The organism is Streptomyces caniferus (assembly GCF_009811555.1).
Taxonomy (GTDB): domain Bacteria; phylum Actinomycetota; class Actinomycetes; order Streptomycetales; family Streptomycetaceae; genus Streptomyces; species Streptomyces caniferus.
Genome location: NZ_BLIN01000002.1, coordinates 260,258 through 277,098, shown reverse-complemented (window position 1 = coordinate 277,098; position 16,841 = coordinate 260,258). Strand labels below are relative to the sequence as shown.

The following is a 16,841-nucleotide window of genomic DNA, read 5'->3' as shown; positions in this document are numbered from 1 at the left end:
CCATGGAAGCTTTCACCACCCACACCGGCCGGGCCGTCCCGCTGCGCCGCAGCAATGTCGACACCGACCAGATCATCCCTGCTCACTGGCTGAAGAAGGTCACCCGCGACGGCTTCGAGGACGGGCTGTTCGAGGCCTGGCGCAAGGACGGGCAGTTCGTCCTCAACCAGGAGCAGTACAAGGGCGCCACGGTGCTGGTGGCCGGCCCCGACTTCGGTACCGGCTCCTCGCGCGAGCACGCCGTCTGGGCGCTGCAGAACTACGGCTTCAAGGCCGTCATCTCCTCGCGGTTCGCCGACATCTTCCGCGGCAACTCCCTCAAGAACGGCCTGCTGACGGTGGTCCTGCCGCAGGAGACCGTGGACCGGCTGCAGCAGCTGCTGGAGGCCGACCCGGCCACCGAGGTGACCGTTGACCTGGTCGGCAGGCAGGTGCGCGCCGAGGGCGTCAGCGCCGACTTCGAGCTGGACGAGAACGCGCGTTGGCGCCTGCTGGAGGGGCTGGACGACATCAGCCTCACCCTTCGGGAGGAGTCCTCCATCGTGGAGTACGAGGCGAACAGGCCGTCGTTCAAGCCGCGTACCATCGAGGTCTGACCTCGGGTTTTATGGCTCAAAGCTATATTGCGTACGATGCGCCCCCTGTGCAGTTGGCAGGGGGCGCTTCTGCTTGTCGAGGCGGCTGTTGAGGCCCCGTGAAGCGACAACTCGGCGCAGATGGCACAATTAGCGCATGGAACGCGACGACCAACTCGAGCTCTACGGTCTCGTCGCCGACCGGCTCAAGGACGCACATACAACAGTGCGCACACTGCAAGTCCCGGAGGGCGTACGGATGGCGCTGACCCGGAAGCTGCTCGTCATCACGGCCGCGGCTAAACACGATCTTGCGGACGCGGCAAGGCGTCTGGAGTGGTTCATGGAAGACCTCGACGAAGGTCGTTATCCCGAAGATGCGCGTGCCGACGGAAGTCCGTGAAGGTCGACTTCGTTGCGGCACAAGGGTGATTAGCCCGTTTCGTGTTTGATTTGCGGTATATATCTGCCTAACGTGCGAAAAAGCTTGGAATCTTTCGTTCCAGCAATGTCTCCGAAGGGGAAGACGTGAACAAGGCGCAGCTCGTAGAAGCCATTGCCGACAAGCTCGGCGGCCGTCAGAACGCCGCGGACGCGGTGGACGCCGTACTGGACGCAATCGTCCGTTCAGTTGTCTCCGGCGACCGCGTTTCGGTCACCGGATTCGGCTCGTTCGAGAAGGTCGACCGTCCCGCCCGCTACGCCCGCAACCCGCAGACGGGTGAGCGCGTGCGGGTCAAGAAGACCTCCGTGCCGCGCTTCCGCGCCGGTCAGGGCTTCAAGGATCTGGTGAGCGGCTCGAAGAAGCTCCCCAAGGGCGGCGAGGTCTCCGTCAAGAAGGCCCCCAAGGGCAGCCTCTCCGGTGGTACGGCCATCAAGAAGGCCGCCGCGAAGAAGGCCACCGCCAAGAAGGCCACCGCCAAGAAGACGACGGCGAAGAAGGCGGCGGCGAAGAAGACCACCGCGGCGAAGAAGACGACCGCGACGAAGACGACGGCGAAGAAGACCGCCACGAAGGCCACCGCCAAGAAGGCGGCCCCGGCCAAGAAGACCACCGCGAAGAAGGCCACCGCGAAGAAGACCGCCCCCGCCAAGAAGGCGACGGCGAAGAAGGCCCCCGCGAAGAAGGCCACCGCACGCAAGACCACCGCCAAGAAGACCACCGCGCGCAAGCGGTAATTCAGCAGCGGCGACGCCACGCGTCGGGCCGGTCTCCCTTCGGGGAGCCCGGCCCGCGGTGCGTTCGGGGTCCGCCAGGTGCCCCGTCCCGGGGTGCGGGCGGGCGAAGGGGCCCACGACGTGCTCGTCTAGGCTCTCTCCCATGCAGGCCACCGCGTATACGTACGACTCCGAGACCCGCTCCGGCAGCGTGCTGCTGGACGACGGCACCCCGCTGCCCTTCGACGCGGCGGCCTTCGACGCCGGCGGCCTGTTGCTGCTGCGGCCCGGTCAGCGGGTCCGAATCGACGTCACCGGCGAAGGCGACGACCGGCGGATCGACCTGATCACGCTCCAGACGCTCTGACCTGCGGCGGCAGCCGCCGCTGCGAGCCGTCCTGGGGGCCGGTGCCCGTCGCTGCCCCACCCGCCAGATACGGCGCCTGCAGCGCCGTGTGCGGGCCCACGCCCAGCGCCAGCGCGGCCAGCAGATCCTCGCCGGTGTCCACGTCCCGGCGGACCGAGGGCACCCCGGTCGCGGTGATCTCCCGTGCGCCGGATGCCAGGTGACGGGCCCGGGACGGACCTCCGAATGCCGGTTCCAATTCCACTCCGGAAGTCGCGGTCAGAAGTGTTGTCCCGAAATCCGACGCATCCGCGAGAAATGCACGGGGGAATTGCGAAGCGGAATGGAGCACCAGTTCCAGTTCGGCCGGGCGCAGCGCGGGAAGGTCGGCGTTCAGCGCGGCGACCGGCGCGCCCGGGCGACGCGCCCGGACCGCGCGTGCTCCGTGGGCCAGTGCCGCGTTGAGGCCGTCGGCCGGTGTGTCGGGCAGGATGCGCGCTCCCAGCGCCGCCAGCCGCTCACCTGCCAGCCGGTCGTCCGTGACAACCGACACATCCCGGACGTCCTTGCAGGCCAGCGCCGCTGTCACGGTATCCAGGGCGAAGGCGAGGGCCAGTCGGGGCCGGACGTCCTCCCCCGCGGCCCGGGAGAGCCTGCTCTTGGCCCGCACCAGCGGTTTCAGCGGCACCACCAGGCTCCAGGCCGCCTCTGCTTCGCCCTCTGCTCCGTCTCTTCGCATCGGCGCCATTGTCACCTGCTGCCGCCGCTCTCCGGGAGCGTCGGGGTTACGGTGTCCTCGACATAGCGGGTACCTGGGGCGACACTTGTGCGGCTGCCGGCTCGCAGCAGCTTTGCAGGTCCCACAAGGAGGGTGTCCCAGTGTCCCGCCGCAGAATCGGCTTCTGGTACCGCTTGGCCGCGGTCATCTGCAAACCGCCGCTCTTGGTTCTGTTCAGGCGGGACTGGCAGGGAATGGAGCACATTCCGGCCGACGGCGGATTTATCACCGCGGTCAACCACAACTCGTATCTCGACCCGCTCTCCTATGCGCACTATCAGTACAACACCGGGCGGGTCCCGCGATTCCTCGCCAAGGCCGGGCTCTTCAAGAGCGGCTTTGTCGGCCTGATGATGCGCGGCACCGGCCAGATCCCCGTGTACCGGGAAACCACCGACGCCGCCAACGCCTTCCGCGCCGCCGTCAGCGCCATCGACAAGGGCGAATGCGTCGCCTTCTACCCCGAGGGCACCCTCACCCGCGACCCCGAGCTGTGGCCCATGCAGGGCAAGACCGGTGCCGCCCGGGTGGCGTTGCTGACGAAGGCGCCGGTCATTCCCGTCGCGCAGTGGGGCGCCAACGACGCCATGCCGCCGTACGCCACGGAGAAGAAGCTCCGCCTCTTCCCGCGCAAGACGCTGCGGGTGAAGGCGGGGCCGCCGGTCGACCTGAGCGCGTACTACGGCCAGGAACCGACCGCCGAGGTGCTGCGCGTCGTCACCGACGTCATCATGGCCGCGGTCACCGAGCAGCTGGCCGGCCTGCGCGGCGAGCCCGCGCCCGCCGAACCGTACGACTGGCGCAAGGCGGTCGCCCGGGAGCGCCGCGCCGCCCGCGAAGCCGCCAAGGCGGCCCAGGGCGCCGCTGCGGCCAAGGCCCCCGCGGAGCGCGCCGCGGCCCCGGAACCGGCCGTCGGCCCGCAGCAGGCCCGAAGCACCCAGCAGGCACAGGAGGATGAAAGCAAGTGACGCGCTGCGCCGTCTACGGCACGGGGTCCTGGGGTACCGCCTTCGCGATGGTGCTCGCCGACGCGGGATGCGAGGTGACCCTGTGGGGGCGCCGTGCGGCCCTCGTCGACGCCGTCAACAACGGCCGTACGAACCCTGACTATCTGCCGGGGGTCGAGCTCCCCGCGTCGGTACGGGCCACCACCGACCCCGCGGAAGCGGCGCGCGGCGCGGAATTCGCCGTGCTGGCCGTGCCCGCCCAGACGCTGCGTGCCAACCTCGCCGAATGGGCGCCCCTGCTGCCCGCCGACACGGTTCTGGTCTCCCTGATGAAGGGCGTCGAACTGGGCACGGCCAAGCGCATGAGCGAGGTCATCGAGGAGGTCGCCAAGGTGCCCGCGGAGCGCGTCGCGGTGCTGACCGGCCCCAACCTCGCCAAGGAGATCGCCGCCCGTCAGCCTGCCGCGGCCGTCGTCGCCTGTGCCGACGAGGAGGTGGCCCGGCGCTTCCAGACGGCCTGCCACACCCCGTACTTCCGGCCGTACACCAACACCGACGTGGTGGGCTGCGAACTGGGCGGTGCGGTCAAGAACGTCATCGCGCTCGCCGTCGGCATCGCCACCGGCATGGGCCTGGGCGACAACGCCAAGGCGTCCCTGATCACCCGGGGGCTGGCCGAGACCACCCGGCTCGGCCTCGCCATGGGCGCCGACGCGCACACCTTCGCCGGGCTGGCCGGCATGGGCGACCTCGTCGCCACCTGCTCCTCGCCGCTGTCGCGCAACAACACCTTCGGCACCAACCTCGGCCGCGGAATGTCGCTGGAGGAGACCATCGCGGTCACCAAGCAGACCGCCGAGGGCGTCAAGTCCTGCGAATCCGTACTGGATCTGGCCCGCAGGCACGGCGTCGACATGCCGCTCACCGAGACGGTCGTGGAGATCGTCCACGAGGGCAAGCAGCCGATGGTCGCCCTCAAGGAGCTGATGTCGCGCACCGCCAAGTCCGAACGGCACTGAAACCGGAGCCGGAGCGTCCGCGCCCGGCACCGTTCCGCCGGGGGCATGGCCCCCGGCGCCCCGTCGGGCCTGGGCGCGACGCCACCAACGGCCGCCGCAGCACTGACTCCGCGCCGGTCAGCAGGTACCCTCAAGCCGATATGAGCAGCGAGACCTCCCCACACAAGCCCCGCGTCGCCGTCGTGTTCGGCGGCCGCAGCTCCGAGCACGCGATCTCCGTGCTCACGGCCGGCGCCGTGCTGCGCGCCATCGACCGTGAGAAGTACGACGTGCTGCCCATCGGCATCACCACCGACGGCCGCTGGGCGCTGACCGCCGACGACCCCGAGCGGATGGCCATCACGGACCGGCAGCTGCCCACCGTGGCCGCGCTCGCCGAGTCCACCGAGGGCGGCGTGGTGCTCCCGGTCGACCCCACCAACCGCGAGGTCGTCTACAGCGAGCCGGGCTCGGTCCCCAAGGCGCTGGGCGAGGTCGACGTCGTCTTCCCCGTCCTGCACGGCCCCTACGGCGAGGACGGCACCCTGCAGGGCCTGCTGGAGCTCTCCGGTGTGCCCTACGTCGGCTCGGGCGTGCTCGCCTCCGCCGTCGGCCAGGACAAGGACTACATGAAGCGGGTGTTCACCTCCTTCGGGCTGCCGGTCGGCCCGTACGAGGTCATCCGCCCCCGCGAGTGGGAAAAGGATCCTGCAGCGGCCCGCAGGAAGATCGTGGACTTCGCCGGTGAGCACGGCTGGCCGCTCTTCGTGAAGCCCGCCCGGGCCGGTTCGTCCATGGGCATCACCAAGGTCGACGGCCTCGGCGGCCTGGACGAGGCGATCGAGGAGGCCCGTCGGCACGACCCCAAGATCCTCGTGGAGTCGCTGCTGCGCGGCCGCGAGATCGAGTGCGGGGTGCTGGAGTTCGAGGACGGCCCGCGGGCCAGCGTGCCGGCCGAGATCCCGCCGGTCACCGCGCACGACTTCTACGACTTCGAGGCCAAGTACATCGACTCGGCCGACGGGATCGTGCCGGCGCCGCTGACCGCCGAGCAGACCGCGAAGGTCCAGGAGCTGGCCGTCGCGGCCTTCGAGGCGGCGTCCTGCGAGGGCCTGGTGCGCGCGGACTTCTTCCTGCAGGACAACGGCGAGTTCGTGATCAACGAGATCAATACGCTCCCCGGCTTCACGCCCATCTCGATGTACCCGCGGATGTGGCAGGAGAGCGGCGTGAGCTACCCCGAGCTGATCGACCGGCTCCTGCAGGCCGCGCTGCAGCGCTCCACGGGACTGCGCTGAGCCACCGCCCGCCCCGGGGGCCGCTGCGGCCCTCGCGCGGGTCCGGATCCAGGGGGTGTCCGAACGACACCCCCTAGACCCCGGCGGGAACCGTCTTCTTCACGGCGCCCCCGAGATCGGTGAGCACATCGACCTCGGGGGCGTACTTCCGGGGAACGGTGACCTCGACGTAGGCCTTCCGCAGCACCGTCGTGAAGCGATAGCCGTCGTCCTGCTTCTGGAAGAGCCATTCGACCCCGTTGACTTCCGCCGCGTCGGCGCCGGGGTTGTAATGTTCACTCCCGTACGTCAGGACGTCGGGCTTCGGCACCCCGCAGCGCAGTTTCACGGCAGGATCGCCCCATATGGCAGTGAAGTCGGAGACGGGCTCGGGGGTACCCCGCTTCAGCCCGTCCACGGTCTGCGGCAACTCCTTGTGGAGCGCCTTGCAGTACCGCACCGCTTCGCCCTTGGGGGAGGGCACGGCCACGTCTTCGGAGGAACAGCTCACCGCGGCGAACAGCACGGTGAGCACCGGGAGGGCCAGGTGCCGGCGGCGCGTAGAGATCACCCGGCCGAGGATACGGGGGAGCTAGAGATGGACGACCGGGCAGGTAAGGGTGCGCGTGATGCCTTCCACTTGCTGGACTTTCGCGACCACCATGCGGCCCAGCTCGTCGACCGTGTCGGCCTGTGCGCGCACGATGACGTCATAGGGACCGGTCACGTCCTCGGCCTGCAGCACACCACGGATCGTGGAGATCACCTCGGCGACCGCCGAGGCCTTGCCGACCTCGGTCTGGATCAGGATGTAGGCCTGTACCACGGAACCTCCAGGGCGGCTACGAGGATCATGTGGGAAGAAGGGACGCCACGGTACCGCGTCACCGTGCGGAGCGGGGAGACCCGCGCGGTGAACTCGGCAAGTGCGGCACAGTCGTCAGCCACGTACGGACCGTCCGTACACATGGGAAGGGCAACAGCATGAAGGGCACCGTGGGCGAGCTGGGGGAGTTCGGGCTGATCAGGGAGCTCACCTCCCGGCTCACCACCACTCCGGCCGTACGGATCGGGCCGGGTGACGACGCCGCGGTGGTCACCGCGCCGGACCGGAGGGTGGTCGCCAGCACCGACATCCTCCTGGAGGGCCGGCACTTCAGGCGCGACTGGTCCACCGCCTACGACGTCGGCCGCAAGGCCGCCGCGCAGAACCTCGCCGACATCGCGGCGATGGGCGCGGTGCCCACGGCGATCCTGCTCGGCCTGGTCGTGCCCGCGGAGCTCCCCGCGACCTGGCCGACCGAGCTGATGGACGGACTGCGCGACGAGTGCCAGGTGGCGGGCGCCGCGGTCGTCGGCGGGGACGTGGTCCGCGGCGACACCATCACCGTCGCCATCACGGCGCTCGGCGATCTGCGCAACCAGGAACCGGTCACCCGGGCCGGCGCCCAGCCCGGCGACGTGGTCGCGGTGACCGGCTGGCTCGGCTGGTCCGCCGCCGGTCATGCCGTCCTCTCCCGCGGGTTCCGCTCGCCGCGCGCCTTCGTGGAGGCCCACCGCCGCCCCGAACCGCCGTACCACGCGGGACCGGCGGCCGCCGGACTCGGCGCCACCGCCATGACGGACGTCAGCGACGGACTCGTCGCCGATCTCGGGCACATCGCCGAGGCCAGCAAGGTCCGGATCGATCTGCGCTCCGCCGGTATCGACATCCCGTCACAGATGTCCGACATCGGCACGGCCGTGGGCGTGGACCCGATGCAGTGGGTGCTCAACGGGGGCGAGGACCACGCGATCGTGGCCACCTTCCCGCCCGATGTGAAGCTGCCGGCCCGCTGGAAGGTCATCGGCGAGGTCCTCCACCCCTCCGCGCTGCCGCAGGTGACGGTGGACGGCGCTCCCTGGGTGAAGGCCGGCTGGGACCACTTCGGCGACAACGGGGACGCCGAATAGGCCTGTCGCGGGCCATCGGCGGCGCCGGTACGGGCGCCCCGCGGGGCCGCGGGGCGCCGCCGAGTAGATTCGGCGGTATGCACATACCTCCACGCGTCCTGACCGTCGCCGGGTCCGACTCCGGCGGCGGCGCGGGCATCCAGGCCGACCTGAAGACGATGCTGGCGCTCGGCACCCATGGCATGAGCGTGCTCACCGCCGTCACCGCCCAGAACTCCCTGGGCGTGCAGGGCGCGTGGGAGCTGCCGGCCGAGGCCGTACGGGCCCAGTTCCGCAGCGTCGTCGACGACATCGGCGTGCAGGCGGTGAAGACCGGGATGCTCTCCTCGGCCGAACTCGTCGAGACCGTCGCCGAACTGCTCGCCGGAGTGCGGGCACCGGTCGTCATCGACCCGGTAGGCGTCTCCAAGCACGGCGACGCGCTGCTCGCCGCCAGTGCCCTGGACGCGGTCCGCACCGTGCTGCTGCCGACCGCCACCGTCGCCACCCCCAACCTGGACGAGGTCGCCCAGCTGACCGGTGTCCGCGTCGAGGAGGAGGCCGATATGCGGCGGGCGGCCGCCGCGATCCTGGACTTCGGCCCGCGCTGGGCGCTCATCAAGGGAGGCCATCTCACGGCCGGGCCCGCCGGAGGCGAAGGCGGCGCCGTCGACCTGCTCACCGACGGCACCGAGGAGCACTGGCTGCGCGCCCCGCGCCACGACAACCGGCACACCCACGGCACCGGCTGCACCCTCGCCAGCGCGCTCGCCGCGCAGCTCGCCAAGGGGGACACCGTCCCGCAGGCCGCGGCGGCGGCGAAGGACTACGTCACCGGAGCCCTCGCGGCCGGCTTCCGGCTGGGCGCGGGCATCGGTCCCGTGGACCACGGCTGGCGCTGGCGCGGCACGCACTGACCGCGCGCACCGCGGCCCCCCGGCCGGGCGGGGCCGCTACCGTGCCCGGCCCCGGGAAAGGCAGAAGCCGGCCCACCACGAAGGTGGACCGGCTTCTCGAGCAACCGGCTGGGCTGCGCTACGGCTAAGGCGTCAGCGCGAGACCTTGCCGGCCTTGATGCACGAGGTGCAGGCGTTCAGCCGCTTCGGCGTGCGCCCGATCACTGCACGCACCGTCTGGATGTTGGGGTTCCAACGACGGTTGGTACGGCGATGCGAGTGCGAGACACTCTTGCCGAAGCCCGGCCCCTTGCCGCAGACGTCGCAGTTGGCAGCCACGGGTCACTCCAAAGACTTCAGATGCACTTACGGTGAATCCCGACGAGCCGAGTGCATTGCCCTACCGGCACCGTCAGGAGAGGAATGGCCCGATTTTCATCGGGCAACCGGAGCAGCATACAACGACCGCTCCCGTAGAACGAAACTACCACGCACCCCAGGGCCCCCGCCCCGGCCCCGCCCCCGCAGCGCGGCTACTGTGCGGTGCATCCCGTGACCCAGGAGGACGACGTGCCGTACCCGCTCGACGCCGCCGCGGTCCGCTCCTGGTGCGGGCTGGCTCTGGAGGCGCTCGGACGGGAACGCGAGCGGATCGACGCGATCAACGTCTATCCGGTGGCCGACGGCGACACCGGCACCAACCTCTACCTGACCCTCGAATCGGCCGCCCGCGCGGTCGAGGCCGCCTTCGACGGGCACGCCTCGGCCGGTACCGCACCCCGCCTCGCCGACGCCATCGGCGCCATGGCACACGGCGCCCTCATCGGGGCCCGCGGCAACTCCGGGACGATCGTGGCCCAGATGCTGCGCGGGATGACCGAGGTACTGGCCGCCACCGACGGCTCCGCCGGCGCCCTGCGGCAGGCACTGCGCCGGGCCGCCGCGTCGACCTACGAGGCCGTCGCCCACCCCGTGGAGGGGACCGTCCTGACGGTGGCGACCGCCGCCGCGGATGCCGCGGAGCGGGCCGCGGGCGAGGACGCCGGGGCCGCCGAGGTCGCCCGCGCCGCCCACGAAGGCGCCCGCGCCGCCCTGCAGGAGACCCCCGGACAGCTCGCGGTCCTGGGCCGGGCCGGTGTCGTGGACGCCGGCGGGTGCGGGCTCGTCGCGCTGCTGGGCGCGCTCGCCGATGTGCTGTCCGGGGAGGCCTCGGCGGCACCGGTCGCCGTACGGGCCGACGCCCCGCTCCCCGAAGCGGCCGGCTGCGAGGCCGTCGGCCGGGTGGCGGCGGCCGGTGGCGGGGACCCGAAGGGGCCTGCCTTCGAGGTGATCTACCTGCTGGAGGCCGACGACGCCGCCGTGCGGCAGCTGCGGGCCCGGCTCGACGGGCTCGGCGACTCCCTGGTGGTGGTCGGCGGGGACGGCCTGTGGAACGTCCACGTCCATGTCGACGACGCGGGCGCCGCCGTGGAGGCGGGCATCGAGGCGGGCCGCCCGTACCGGATCCGGATCACGCACTTCGGCGGGGCCCGCGCCAAGGAGCCGGAGATGACGGCGCGGGCCGTGGTCGCGGTGGTGCCGGGCGCCGGGCTCGCGGGACTGTGCACACAGGCCGGCGCGACCGCCGTCGCGGTGCGGCCCGGAGAGCCGCCCGCCAGCGGCGAACTGGTGCAGGCGATCCGGCAGGCGCACGCCCGCGAGGTGATGCTGCTGCCGAACGACGCCGACCTGCGGCACACCGCGGCGGCCGCCGCCGAGGAGGCCCGCACCGAAGGCGTACGGGTCGCGCTCATCCCCACCCGCTCCGCCGTCCAGGGCCTCGCCGCGCTGGCCGTGCACGAACCGGGCCGCAGCTTCGACGAGGACGTGGTCGCGATGACCGCGGCCGCGGGCGCCACCCGTTACGCCGAGCTGGCCCTCGCCGAGCGGCAGTCGTGGACGATGGCGGGCGTCTGCCAGGCCGGGGACGTCCTCGGCCTGATCGACGGCGATGTCGCGGTGATCGGCTCCGACCTCACCGGCACCGCGATGACCGTGCTCGACCGGATGCTGTCCGCGGGCGGGGAGATGGTGACCCTGGTCCTCGGCGCCCAGGTGCCCGACGGGCTCGGCGAGCGGCTGGAGGGGTATGTCCGCGAGCGCCATCTCGCCGTGGACACGGTCGTCTACGACGGCGGCCAGCATGCCGCGCCGCTGCTCATCGGCGTGGAGTGAGCGCGCGGGACCGGCCGGAGCGCGCCGGGCCGGTCGGACGGCCGCGATTGTCACAGGCGTGGTGTGCAATAGAGGCGTGGCAGCGCTCGACGAACCCCTGAAGAAAATCCTCGGTGGCACCACCGCGAAGGTGCTGGCCGAGCATCTCGACCTGCAAACGGTCGGCGACCTGTTGCATCACTACCCGCGCCGCTATGCCGAGCGCGGCGAACTCACCCGGCTCGCGGACCTCCCGCTGGACGAACACGTCACGGTCGTCGCGCAGGTCGCGGACGCCCGGGTGATGAAGTTCAACGGCGGCCGGGGACAGCGCCTCGAAGTGACGCTCACCGACGGCAGCGGCCGGCTCCGGCTGGTCTTCTTCGGCAAGGGCATCCACAAGCCGCACAAGGACCTGCTCCCGGGGCGCCGGGCGATGTTCGCCGGCAAAGTGTCGGTCTTCAACCGCAAACTCCAGCTCGCCCACCCCGAGTACGAGCTCCTCGACGGCGACGCCGGGAGCGGGGCCGAGGCGGTCAACGCCTTCGCCGGCCAGCTCCTGCCGATCTACCCGGCCTGCCAGCAGATGGCGTCCTGGAAGATCGCCAAGGCGGTCGACGCGGTGCTGCCCAGCGCGCAGGACGCCGTCGACCCGCTGCCCGAGGCGCTCCGGGGCGGCCGGGAGCTGGTCCCGCTCACCGAGGCGCTGCTCAAGATCCACCGCCCGGCGCACAAGGCCGACATCGCCGCCGCGCGGGACCGGCTGAAGTGGGACGAGGCGTTCGTCCTGCAGGTCGCGCTCGCCCGGCGCCGCCTCGCCGAGACCCAACTCCCCGCCGTGGCGCGGACCCAGGTCACCGGCGGCATCCTCGACGCCTTCGACGCCAAGCTGCCCTTCACGCTCACCGACGGCCAGCAGAAGGTCAGCCGGGAGATCTTCGACGACCTGGCCACCGAGCACCCCATGCACCGCCTCCTCCAGGGCGAGGTGGGCTCCGGCAAGGCCCAGCCGCTGGACGCGCTGGTGCTGACGCCGCGCGGCTTCCGTCCCATGGGGGAGATGACCGTCGGCACCGAAGTGGTGGTGCCCAGCGGCGAGCTCGCCGTGGTGGACGGCGTCTTCCCGCAGGGCGAGCGCGAGGTGTGGCGGCTGGTGCTCTCGGACGGCAGCGCCGTCGAGTGCGACGACGAGCATCTCTGGATCGTCGGGACCGGCGAGGCCCGGGAGCGCGTGCTGACCACCCGCGAGCTGCGGGAGGACCTCCACGACCCCGACGGCCGCCCCCGGTGGTCCGTTCCGGCGGCCGTGCCGGTGGACCTCGACGGCGGCGGGGACCGGCCGCTCGATCCGTACCGGGTGGGGCGGAGGCTGGCGGAGGACCGTGGCCCGGCGGACCGGGTGCCGCACGCCTACCGCAACGCACCGCTCAAGGACCGGCTGGCCGTGCTGCGGGGCCTGCTGGACGCCGGGAGCGGCCCCGTGGGCGCCGGCCGGGTGTTCCCCGCGGCGCACCGCCCGCTGGCCGACGACCTCGCGTGGCTGGTGCGCTCGCTGGGCGGACGGGCGCGGCTGAGCGGTGCGGGGGAGGGGACGTACGACGTCGACGTGGCGCTGCCGGAGGAGGGCGTGGCAGGCTTCCGGCGCACCATCCGGGCCATCGAACACGTCGGCCGCAAGCCCGTCCAGTGCATCAGCGTCCGGCACCCCGACCACGCCTATGTGACCGACCACTTCACCGTCACCCACAACACCATGGTCGCGCTGCGCGCCATGCTCGGCGTGGTCGACAGCGGCGGCCAGGCCGCGATGCTGGCGCCGACCGAGGTCCTCGCCCAGCAGCACCACCGTTCGATCACCGAGATGATGGGGGAGCTGGCCGAGGGCGGGATGCTCGGGGGCGCCGAGCAGGGCACCAAGGTCGTGCTGCTGACCGGCTCCATGGGCGCCGCCGCCCGCCGGCAGGCGCTGCTCGATCTGGTCACCGGCGAGGCCGGGATCGTCGTCGGCACCCACGCCCTGATCGAGGACAAGGTGCAGTTCCACGACCTGGGCCTGGTCGTCGTCGACGAACAGCACCGCTTCGGCGTCGAACAGCGGGACGCGCTCCGCAGCAAGGGCAAGCAGCCGCCGCATCTGCTGGTCATGACGGCCACCCCCATTCCGCGCACGGTCGCCATGACCGTCTTCGGTGATCTGGAGACCTCCGTCCTGGACCAACTCCCCGCCGGACGCTCGCCGATCGCCACCCATGTGGTGCCCGCCAAGGACAAGCCGCACTTCCTCGCGCGCGCCTGGGAGCGGGTCCGCGAAGAGGTGGCGGCCGGGCATCAGGGCTATGTGGTGTGCCCCCGGATCGGCGACGAGGAGGACGCGCCCAAGGGGGCGAAGAAGACGGCCGGCTCCAAGGGCGCCGCGGACCAGGCGGGTTCACCGGAGGACGCGGAGGAGAAGCGGCCCCCGCTCGCGGTGCTCGACATCGCCGGGCAGCTCGCCGAGGGTCCGCTCGCCGGGTTGCGGGTGGCGGTGCTGCACGGCCGGATGGCGCCGGACGACAAGGACGACGTGATGCGCCGGTTCGCCGTCGGTGAGCTGGACGTGCTGGTGGCGACGACCGTCATCGAGGTCGGGGTGAACGTCCCGAACGCCACCGTCATGGTGATCATGGACGCGGACCGCTTCGGCGTCTCCCAGCTGCACCAGCTGCGCGGCCGGGTCGGCCGTGGCTCCGCACCAGGCCTGTGCCTGCTGGTCAGTGAGATGCCCGAGGCCAGCCCGGCCCGCGCCCGGCTCGCCGCCGTGGCCGCCACCCTCGACGGCTTCGAACTCTCCCGTATCGACCTGGAACAGCGGCGCGAGGGCGATGTCCTCGGCCAGGCCCAGTCCGGCGTCCGCTCGTCGCTGCGGATGCTCGCGGTCATCGACGACGAGGAGGTGATCGCGTCCGCCCGCGAGGAGGCCACCGCGCTGGTCACCGCCGATCCCGAGCTGACCGGCTATCCGGAGCTGCGGATCGCCCTGTCCGCCCTGCTGGACGACGAACGGGAGCAGTATCTGGACAAGGGGTGAGCGAGGGCCGCCGCCTCGCCGGGGCGCGGCCGCACGGGAGCCGGACGCCCGCCCGCCGCTCGGAACCGCCCGCCACCACGTGAGATCGATCACCGGTCCGGGCGCTGCCGGGGAGCCCAGGCCGGACGCCGGGCCCCTGCCGACCGAATATCGTGGAGGAGCGGAGCCCGCCCGGCTCCCCCCACCGACCACGCGCAACGTAAGGACGGGCCCATGACCCGCGTGATCGCCGGTACCGCCGGCGGCCGCCGCCTCGCCGTACCACCGGGAAACGGCACCCGCCCGACCTCCGACCGTGCGCGCGAGGGCATGTTCTCCACCTGGGAGTCCCTCGACGGACCGCTGAGCGGTGCCCGGGTGCTCGATCTGTACGGCGGTTCCGGCGCGGTCGGCCTGGAGGCGCTCTCCCGCGGCGCCGCGCACGTCCTGCTGGTCGAGGCCGATGCCCGCGCCGTGCGCACCATCCGGGACAACGTCCGCGCGGTCGGCCTCCCGGGCGTCGAGGTCCGGGCCGGCAAGGCCGAGCAGACCGCCGCCGGAGCGGCCCCGGGAGAGCCCTACGACATCGTCTTCCTGGACCCGCCGTACGTGGTCACCGACGCGGAACTCTGCGAGATCCTGCTCACACTCCGTGGTCAGGGGTGGCTTGCGGACGACGCACTCGTCACCGTGGAGCGCAGCACCCGAGGCGGCACATTCCCATGGCCGGACGGATTTGAAGCGATCAAGGCCCGTCGCTACGGCGAGGGGACGCTTTGGTACGGTCGCGCCGCTTCGACGTCTGCCGAATCGACGTCAGTAAGCGTGTCATGACCGGATCGGAGAGCGAGGAACCCGAGTTGCGCCGCGCCGTCTGTCCGGGGTCGTTCGACCCCATCACCAACGGGCACCTGGACATCATCGCCCGTGCCTCCAAGTTGTACGACGTCGTCCACGTCGCCGTGATGATCAACCAGTCCAAGCAGGGGCTGTTCACGGTCGACGAGCGGATCGAGCTGATTCGCCGGGCCACCGCCGAGTACGGCAACGTGGAGGTCGAGTCCTTCCACGGCCTGCTCGTCGACTTCTGCAAGCAGCGCGACATCCCCGCGATCGTCAAGGGGCTGCGGGCCGTCAGCGACTTCGACTACGAGCTGCAGATGGCCCAGATGAACAACGGGCTGTCCGGGGTGGAGACCCTCTTCGTCCCCACCAACCCCACCTACAGCTTCCTCTCCTCCAGCCTCGTCAAGGAGGTTGCCGCCTGGGGCGGCGATGTCTCGCACCTGGTGCCGCCGTTCGTCCTGGAGGCCCTCACCGAGCGGCTGCGGACGAAGGGCTGACACCGCAGGGCACACCGCCCCGGTGATGCCTGGCTGATGGGGCGTCAGTTGGTGTCGGGCAAAGGGGCCGTGGACGTACAGTCGTCCCGTTCCGTCGTTCCAACCCTTCAGAGAGTGGCGAGTCCATAGTGGACGTGCAGAAGAAGCTCGACGACATCGTCGCGACCGTCGGCGGTGCCCGGTCCATGCCCATGTCGGCCTCGTGCGTGGTCAACCGCGCCGAGCTGCTCGCCATGCTGGAGGAGGTGCGCGCGGCGCTCCCGGGCTCCCTCGCGCAGGCGCAGGAGCTGCTCGGCGGGCGGGAGCAGATGGTCGAGGAGGCGCGGGCCGAGGCGGAGCGGATCATCGAGACCGCGCACGCCCATCGCGGCTCGCTGATCTCCGACACCGAGGTCGCCCGGCAGTCCCAGGACGAGGCGGACCGGATCCTCGCGGAGGCCCGCCGGGAGGCGGAGGAGATCCGCGCCGAGGCCGACGACTACGTCGACAGCAAGCTCGCCAACTTCGAGGTCGTGCTCACCAAGACCATCGGATCCGTCGACCGCGGCCGCGAGAAGCTGCTCGGCCGCGACCCCGGGCTCGACGACCAGGGGTACCCCGACGAGGACGGCACGCAGGCCCCGGAGCGCAGCGCCGACCCGGAGACCCTCCGGCAGCGCGCCGACGCGTATGTGGACGCCAAGTTCGGGGCGTTCCAGGCCGTGCTGACCAAGACGCTGGAAGCGGTCGGCCGGGGCCGCGACAAGCTCCAGGGCGCCCAGGCGATCGACGAGCTGGGCGCCCACCTGGCGGCGCAGGGCGATCCGCAGTCCGGGCACCAGGCCGACGCCGAGTATCTGGCCGGTCTGGCGGGCATCGGCGCCGACCAGGGGCAGCAGCCGCCGCAGGCGCCCCCGATGCCCCCGGCGCCTCCCATGCCCCAGGCGCAGCCCCAGGAGCACCAGCAGCCCCTCCAGCCGCAGCTTCAGCAGCAGGGCTACTACACCGACCCGGCGGTCTACCCGCAGCAGGACGTCTACGGCTATCAGCAGCCGCAGGAGGTCCCGTACGCCCAGCACCAGGACCCGTACGGCTACGACTGGCAGCAGGCCCAGCAGCAGGGCTACGACCCGAACGCCTACCTCCAGCAGCAGGTGCCCCAGCAGCCCCAGCAGGCTCCGCACGGCCATTCCGCGCAGCCCGGCGCACTGGACGAGACCAGCCTCTTCGACACCAGCATGATCGACCTGGACCAGCTCCGGGCGTACGAGGAGGGGCGCCAGTAGGCGGCCCCGCCCGCGGCCCGGGGCAGGACCGGGAGCGGATTGGGCCTATCGGGGCCCGTCCAGTATCCTGGCTCTTCGGTCGCGCGT

18 protein-coding genes are annotated in these 16,841 nt (G+C 71.6%); 14 read left to right on the top strand and 4 right to left on the bottom strand.

Annotated elements, in window-relative coordinates; genetic code table 11:
• Positions 1–2: 2 nt before the first annotated feature.
• The 4 genes from leuD (at position 3) to Scani_RS03065 (ending at position 2,100) form a co-directional block, all read left to right on the top strand.
• Positions 3–596: a 3-isopropylmalate dehydratase small subunit gene (leuD, locus tag Scani_RS03080; RefSeq protein WP_159469767.1), complete on the top strand. Its 594-nt coding sequence runs from the start codon at positions 3–5 to the stop codon at positions 594–596.
• Positions 597–732: 136 nt separating this feature from the next.
• Positions 733–978, top strand: a complete 246-nt coding sequence (locus tag Scani_RS03075) for an SCO5555 family protein (RefSeq protein WP_159469765.1) — start codon at positions 733–735, stop codon at positions 976–978.
• A 125-nt stretch (positions 979–1,103) separates the two neighbouring features.
• Entirely contained in the window at positions 1,104–1,754 is a 651-nt protein-coding gene (locus tag Scani_RS03070) for an HU family DNA-binding protein (protein WP_159469763.1), read from the top strand.
• 142 nt (positions 1,755–1,896) lie between these two features.
• On the top strand, positions 1,897–2,100 hold the full coding sequence (locus tag Scani_RS03065; protein WP_159469761.1) for a hypothetical protein: 204 nt from the start codon (positions 1,897–1,899) through the stop codon (positions 2,098–2,100).
• Here Scani_RS03065 and cofC read toward each other — a convergent pair.
• Positions 2,081–2,818, bottom strand: a complete 738-nt coding sequence (cofC, locus tag Scani_RS03060) for a 2-phospho-L-lactate guanylyltransferase (protein WP_246295471.1) — start codon at positions 2,816–2,818, stop codon at positions 2,081–2,083. The genes Scani_RS03065 and cofC overlap by 20 nt on opposite strands.
• Before the next feature lie 140 nt (positions 2,819–2,958).
• On the opposite strand from cofC, the gene Scani_RS03055 reads away from it, so the two are divergent.
• From Scani_RS03055 to Scani_RS03045, 3 genes are all read left to right on the top strand, one after another.
• Positions 2,959–3,825 (top strand): lysophospholipid acyltransferase family protein, encoded by an 867-nt coding sequence (locus Scani_RS03055; protein WP_159469757.1) that lies wholly within the window; start codon positions 2,959–2,961, stop codon positions 3,823–3,825.
• Positions 3,822–4,823, top strand: a complete 1,002-nt coding sequence (locus tag Scani_RS03050) for an NAD(P)H-dependent glycerol-3-phosphate dehydrogenase (RefSeq protein WP_159469755.1) — start codon at positions 3,822–3,824, stop codon at positions 4,821–4,823. Before Scani_RS03055 ends, Scani_RS03050 begins: the two co-directional genes overlap by 4 nt.
• Before the next feature lie 140 nt (positions 4,824–4,963).
• Positions 4,964–6,100 carry a D-alanine--D-alanine ligase family protein gene (locus Scani_RS03045; protein WP_159469753.1) on the top strand — a complete coding sequence of 379 codons (1,137 nt, stop codon included), beginning with the start codon at positions 4,964–4,966 and terminating at the stop codon, positions 6,098–6,100.
• Between the two features lie 73 nt (positions 6,101–6,173).
• Here the strand turns inward: Scani_RS03045 and Scani_RS03040 are convergent, their stop codons facing one another.
• Together Scani_RS03040 and Scani_RS03035 are read right to left on the bottom strand one after the other, a co-directional pair.
• Positions 6,174–6,650, bottom strand: a complete 477-nt coding sequence (locus Scani_RS03040; protein ID WP_159469751.1) for a DUF3515 domain-containing protein — start codon at positions 6,648–6,650, stop codon at positions 6,174–6,176.
• 21 nt (positions 6,651–6,671) lie between these two features.
• A complete protein-coding gene (locus Scani_RS03035) occupies positions 6,672–6,905 on the bottom strand; it encodes an Lrp/AsnC ligand binding domain-containing protein (RefSeq protein WP_159469749.1) in 234 nt (77 codons plus the stop codon).
• A gap of 158 nt (positions 6,906–7,063) precedes the next feature.
• Between Scani_RS03035 and Scani_RS03030 the strand changes: the two genes are divergently transcribed.
• Both Scani_RS03030 and thiD read left to right on the top strand, forming a co-directional pair.
• Positions 7,064–8,032, top strand: a complete 969-nt coding sequence (locus tag Scani_RS03030; protein WP_159469747.1) for a thiamine-phosphate kinase — start codon at positions 7,064–7,066, stop codon at positions 8,030–8,032.
• Positions 8,033–8,109: 77 nt separating this feature from the next.
• On the top strand, positions 8,110–8,928 hold the full coding sequence (gene thiD / locus Scani_RS03025; protein ID WP_159469745.1) for a bifunctional hydroxymethylpyrimidine kinase/phosphomethylpyrimidine kinase: 819 nt from the start codon (positions 8,110–8,112) through the stop codon (positions 8,926–8,928).
• 132 nt (positions 8,929–9,060) lie between these two features.
• Here the strand turns inward: thiD and rpmB are convergent, their stop codons facing one another.
• A complete protein-coding gene (gene rpmB / locus Scani_RS03020) occupies positions 9,061–9,246 on the bottom strand; it encodes a 50S ribosomal protein L28 (protein WP_018087178.1) in 186 nt (61 codons plus the stop codon).
• A gap of 213 nt (positions 9,247–9,459) precedes the next feature.
• Between rpmB and Scani_RS03015 the strand changes: the two genes are divergently transcribed.
• The 5 genes from Scani_RS03015 to Scani_RS02995 all read left to right on the top strand — a co-directional run bounded on the left by Scani_RS03015 (position 9,460) and on the right by Scani_RS02995 (position 16,754).
• Positions 9,460–11,121 carry a DAK2 domain-containing protein gene (locus tag Scani_RS03015; protein ID WP_371872300.1) on the top strand — a complete coding sequence of 554 codons (1,662 nt, stop codon included), beginning with the start codon at positions 9,460–9,462 and terminating at the stop codon, positions 11,119–11,121.
• A 76-nt stretch (positions 11,122–11,197) separates the two neighbouring features.
• Positions 11,198–14,167 carry a helicase-related protein gene (locus Scani_RS03010; protein ID WP_159469743.1) on the top strand — a complete coding sequence of 990 codons (2,970 nt, stop codon included), beginning with the start codon at positions 11,198–11,200 and terminating at the stop codon, positions 14,165–14,167.
• 213 nt (positions 14,168–14,380) lie between these two features.
• A complete protein-coding gene (rsmD, locus tag Scani_RS03005) occupies positions 14,381–14,980 on the top strand; it encodes a 16S rRNA (guanine(966)-N(2))-methyltransferase RsmD (protein WP_159469741.1) in 600 nt (199 codons plus the stop codon).
• 26 nt (positions 14,981–15,006) lie between these two features.
• Positions 15,007–15,489, top strand: a complete 483-nt coding sequence (coaD, locus tag Scani_RS03000) for a pantetheine-phosphate adenylyltransferase (protein ID WP_218039163.1) — start codon at positions 15,007–15,009, stop codon at positions 15,487–15,489.
• A 128-nt stretch (positions 15,490–15,617) separates the two neighbouring features.
• Positions 15,618–16,754, top strand: coding sequence for a F0F1 ATP synthase subunit B (locus tag Scani_RS02995; RefSeq protein ID WP_159469737.1), 1,137 nt, complete (start codon positions 15,618–15,620; stop codon positions 16,752–16,754).
• Positions 16,755–16,841: the final 87 nt, after the last annotated feature.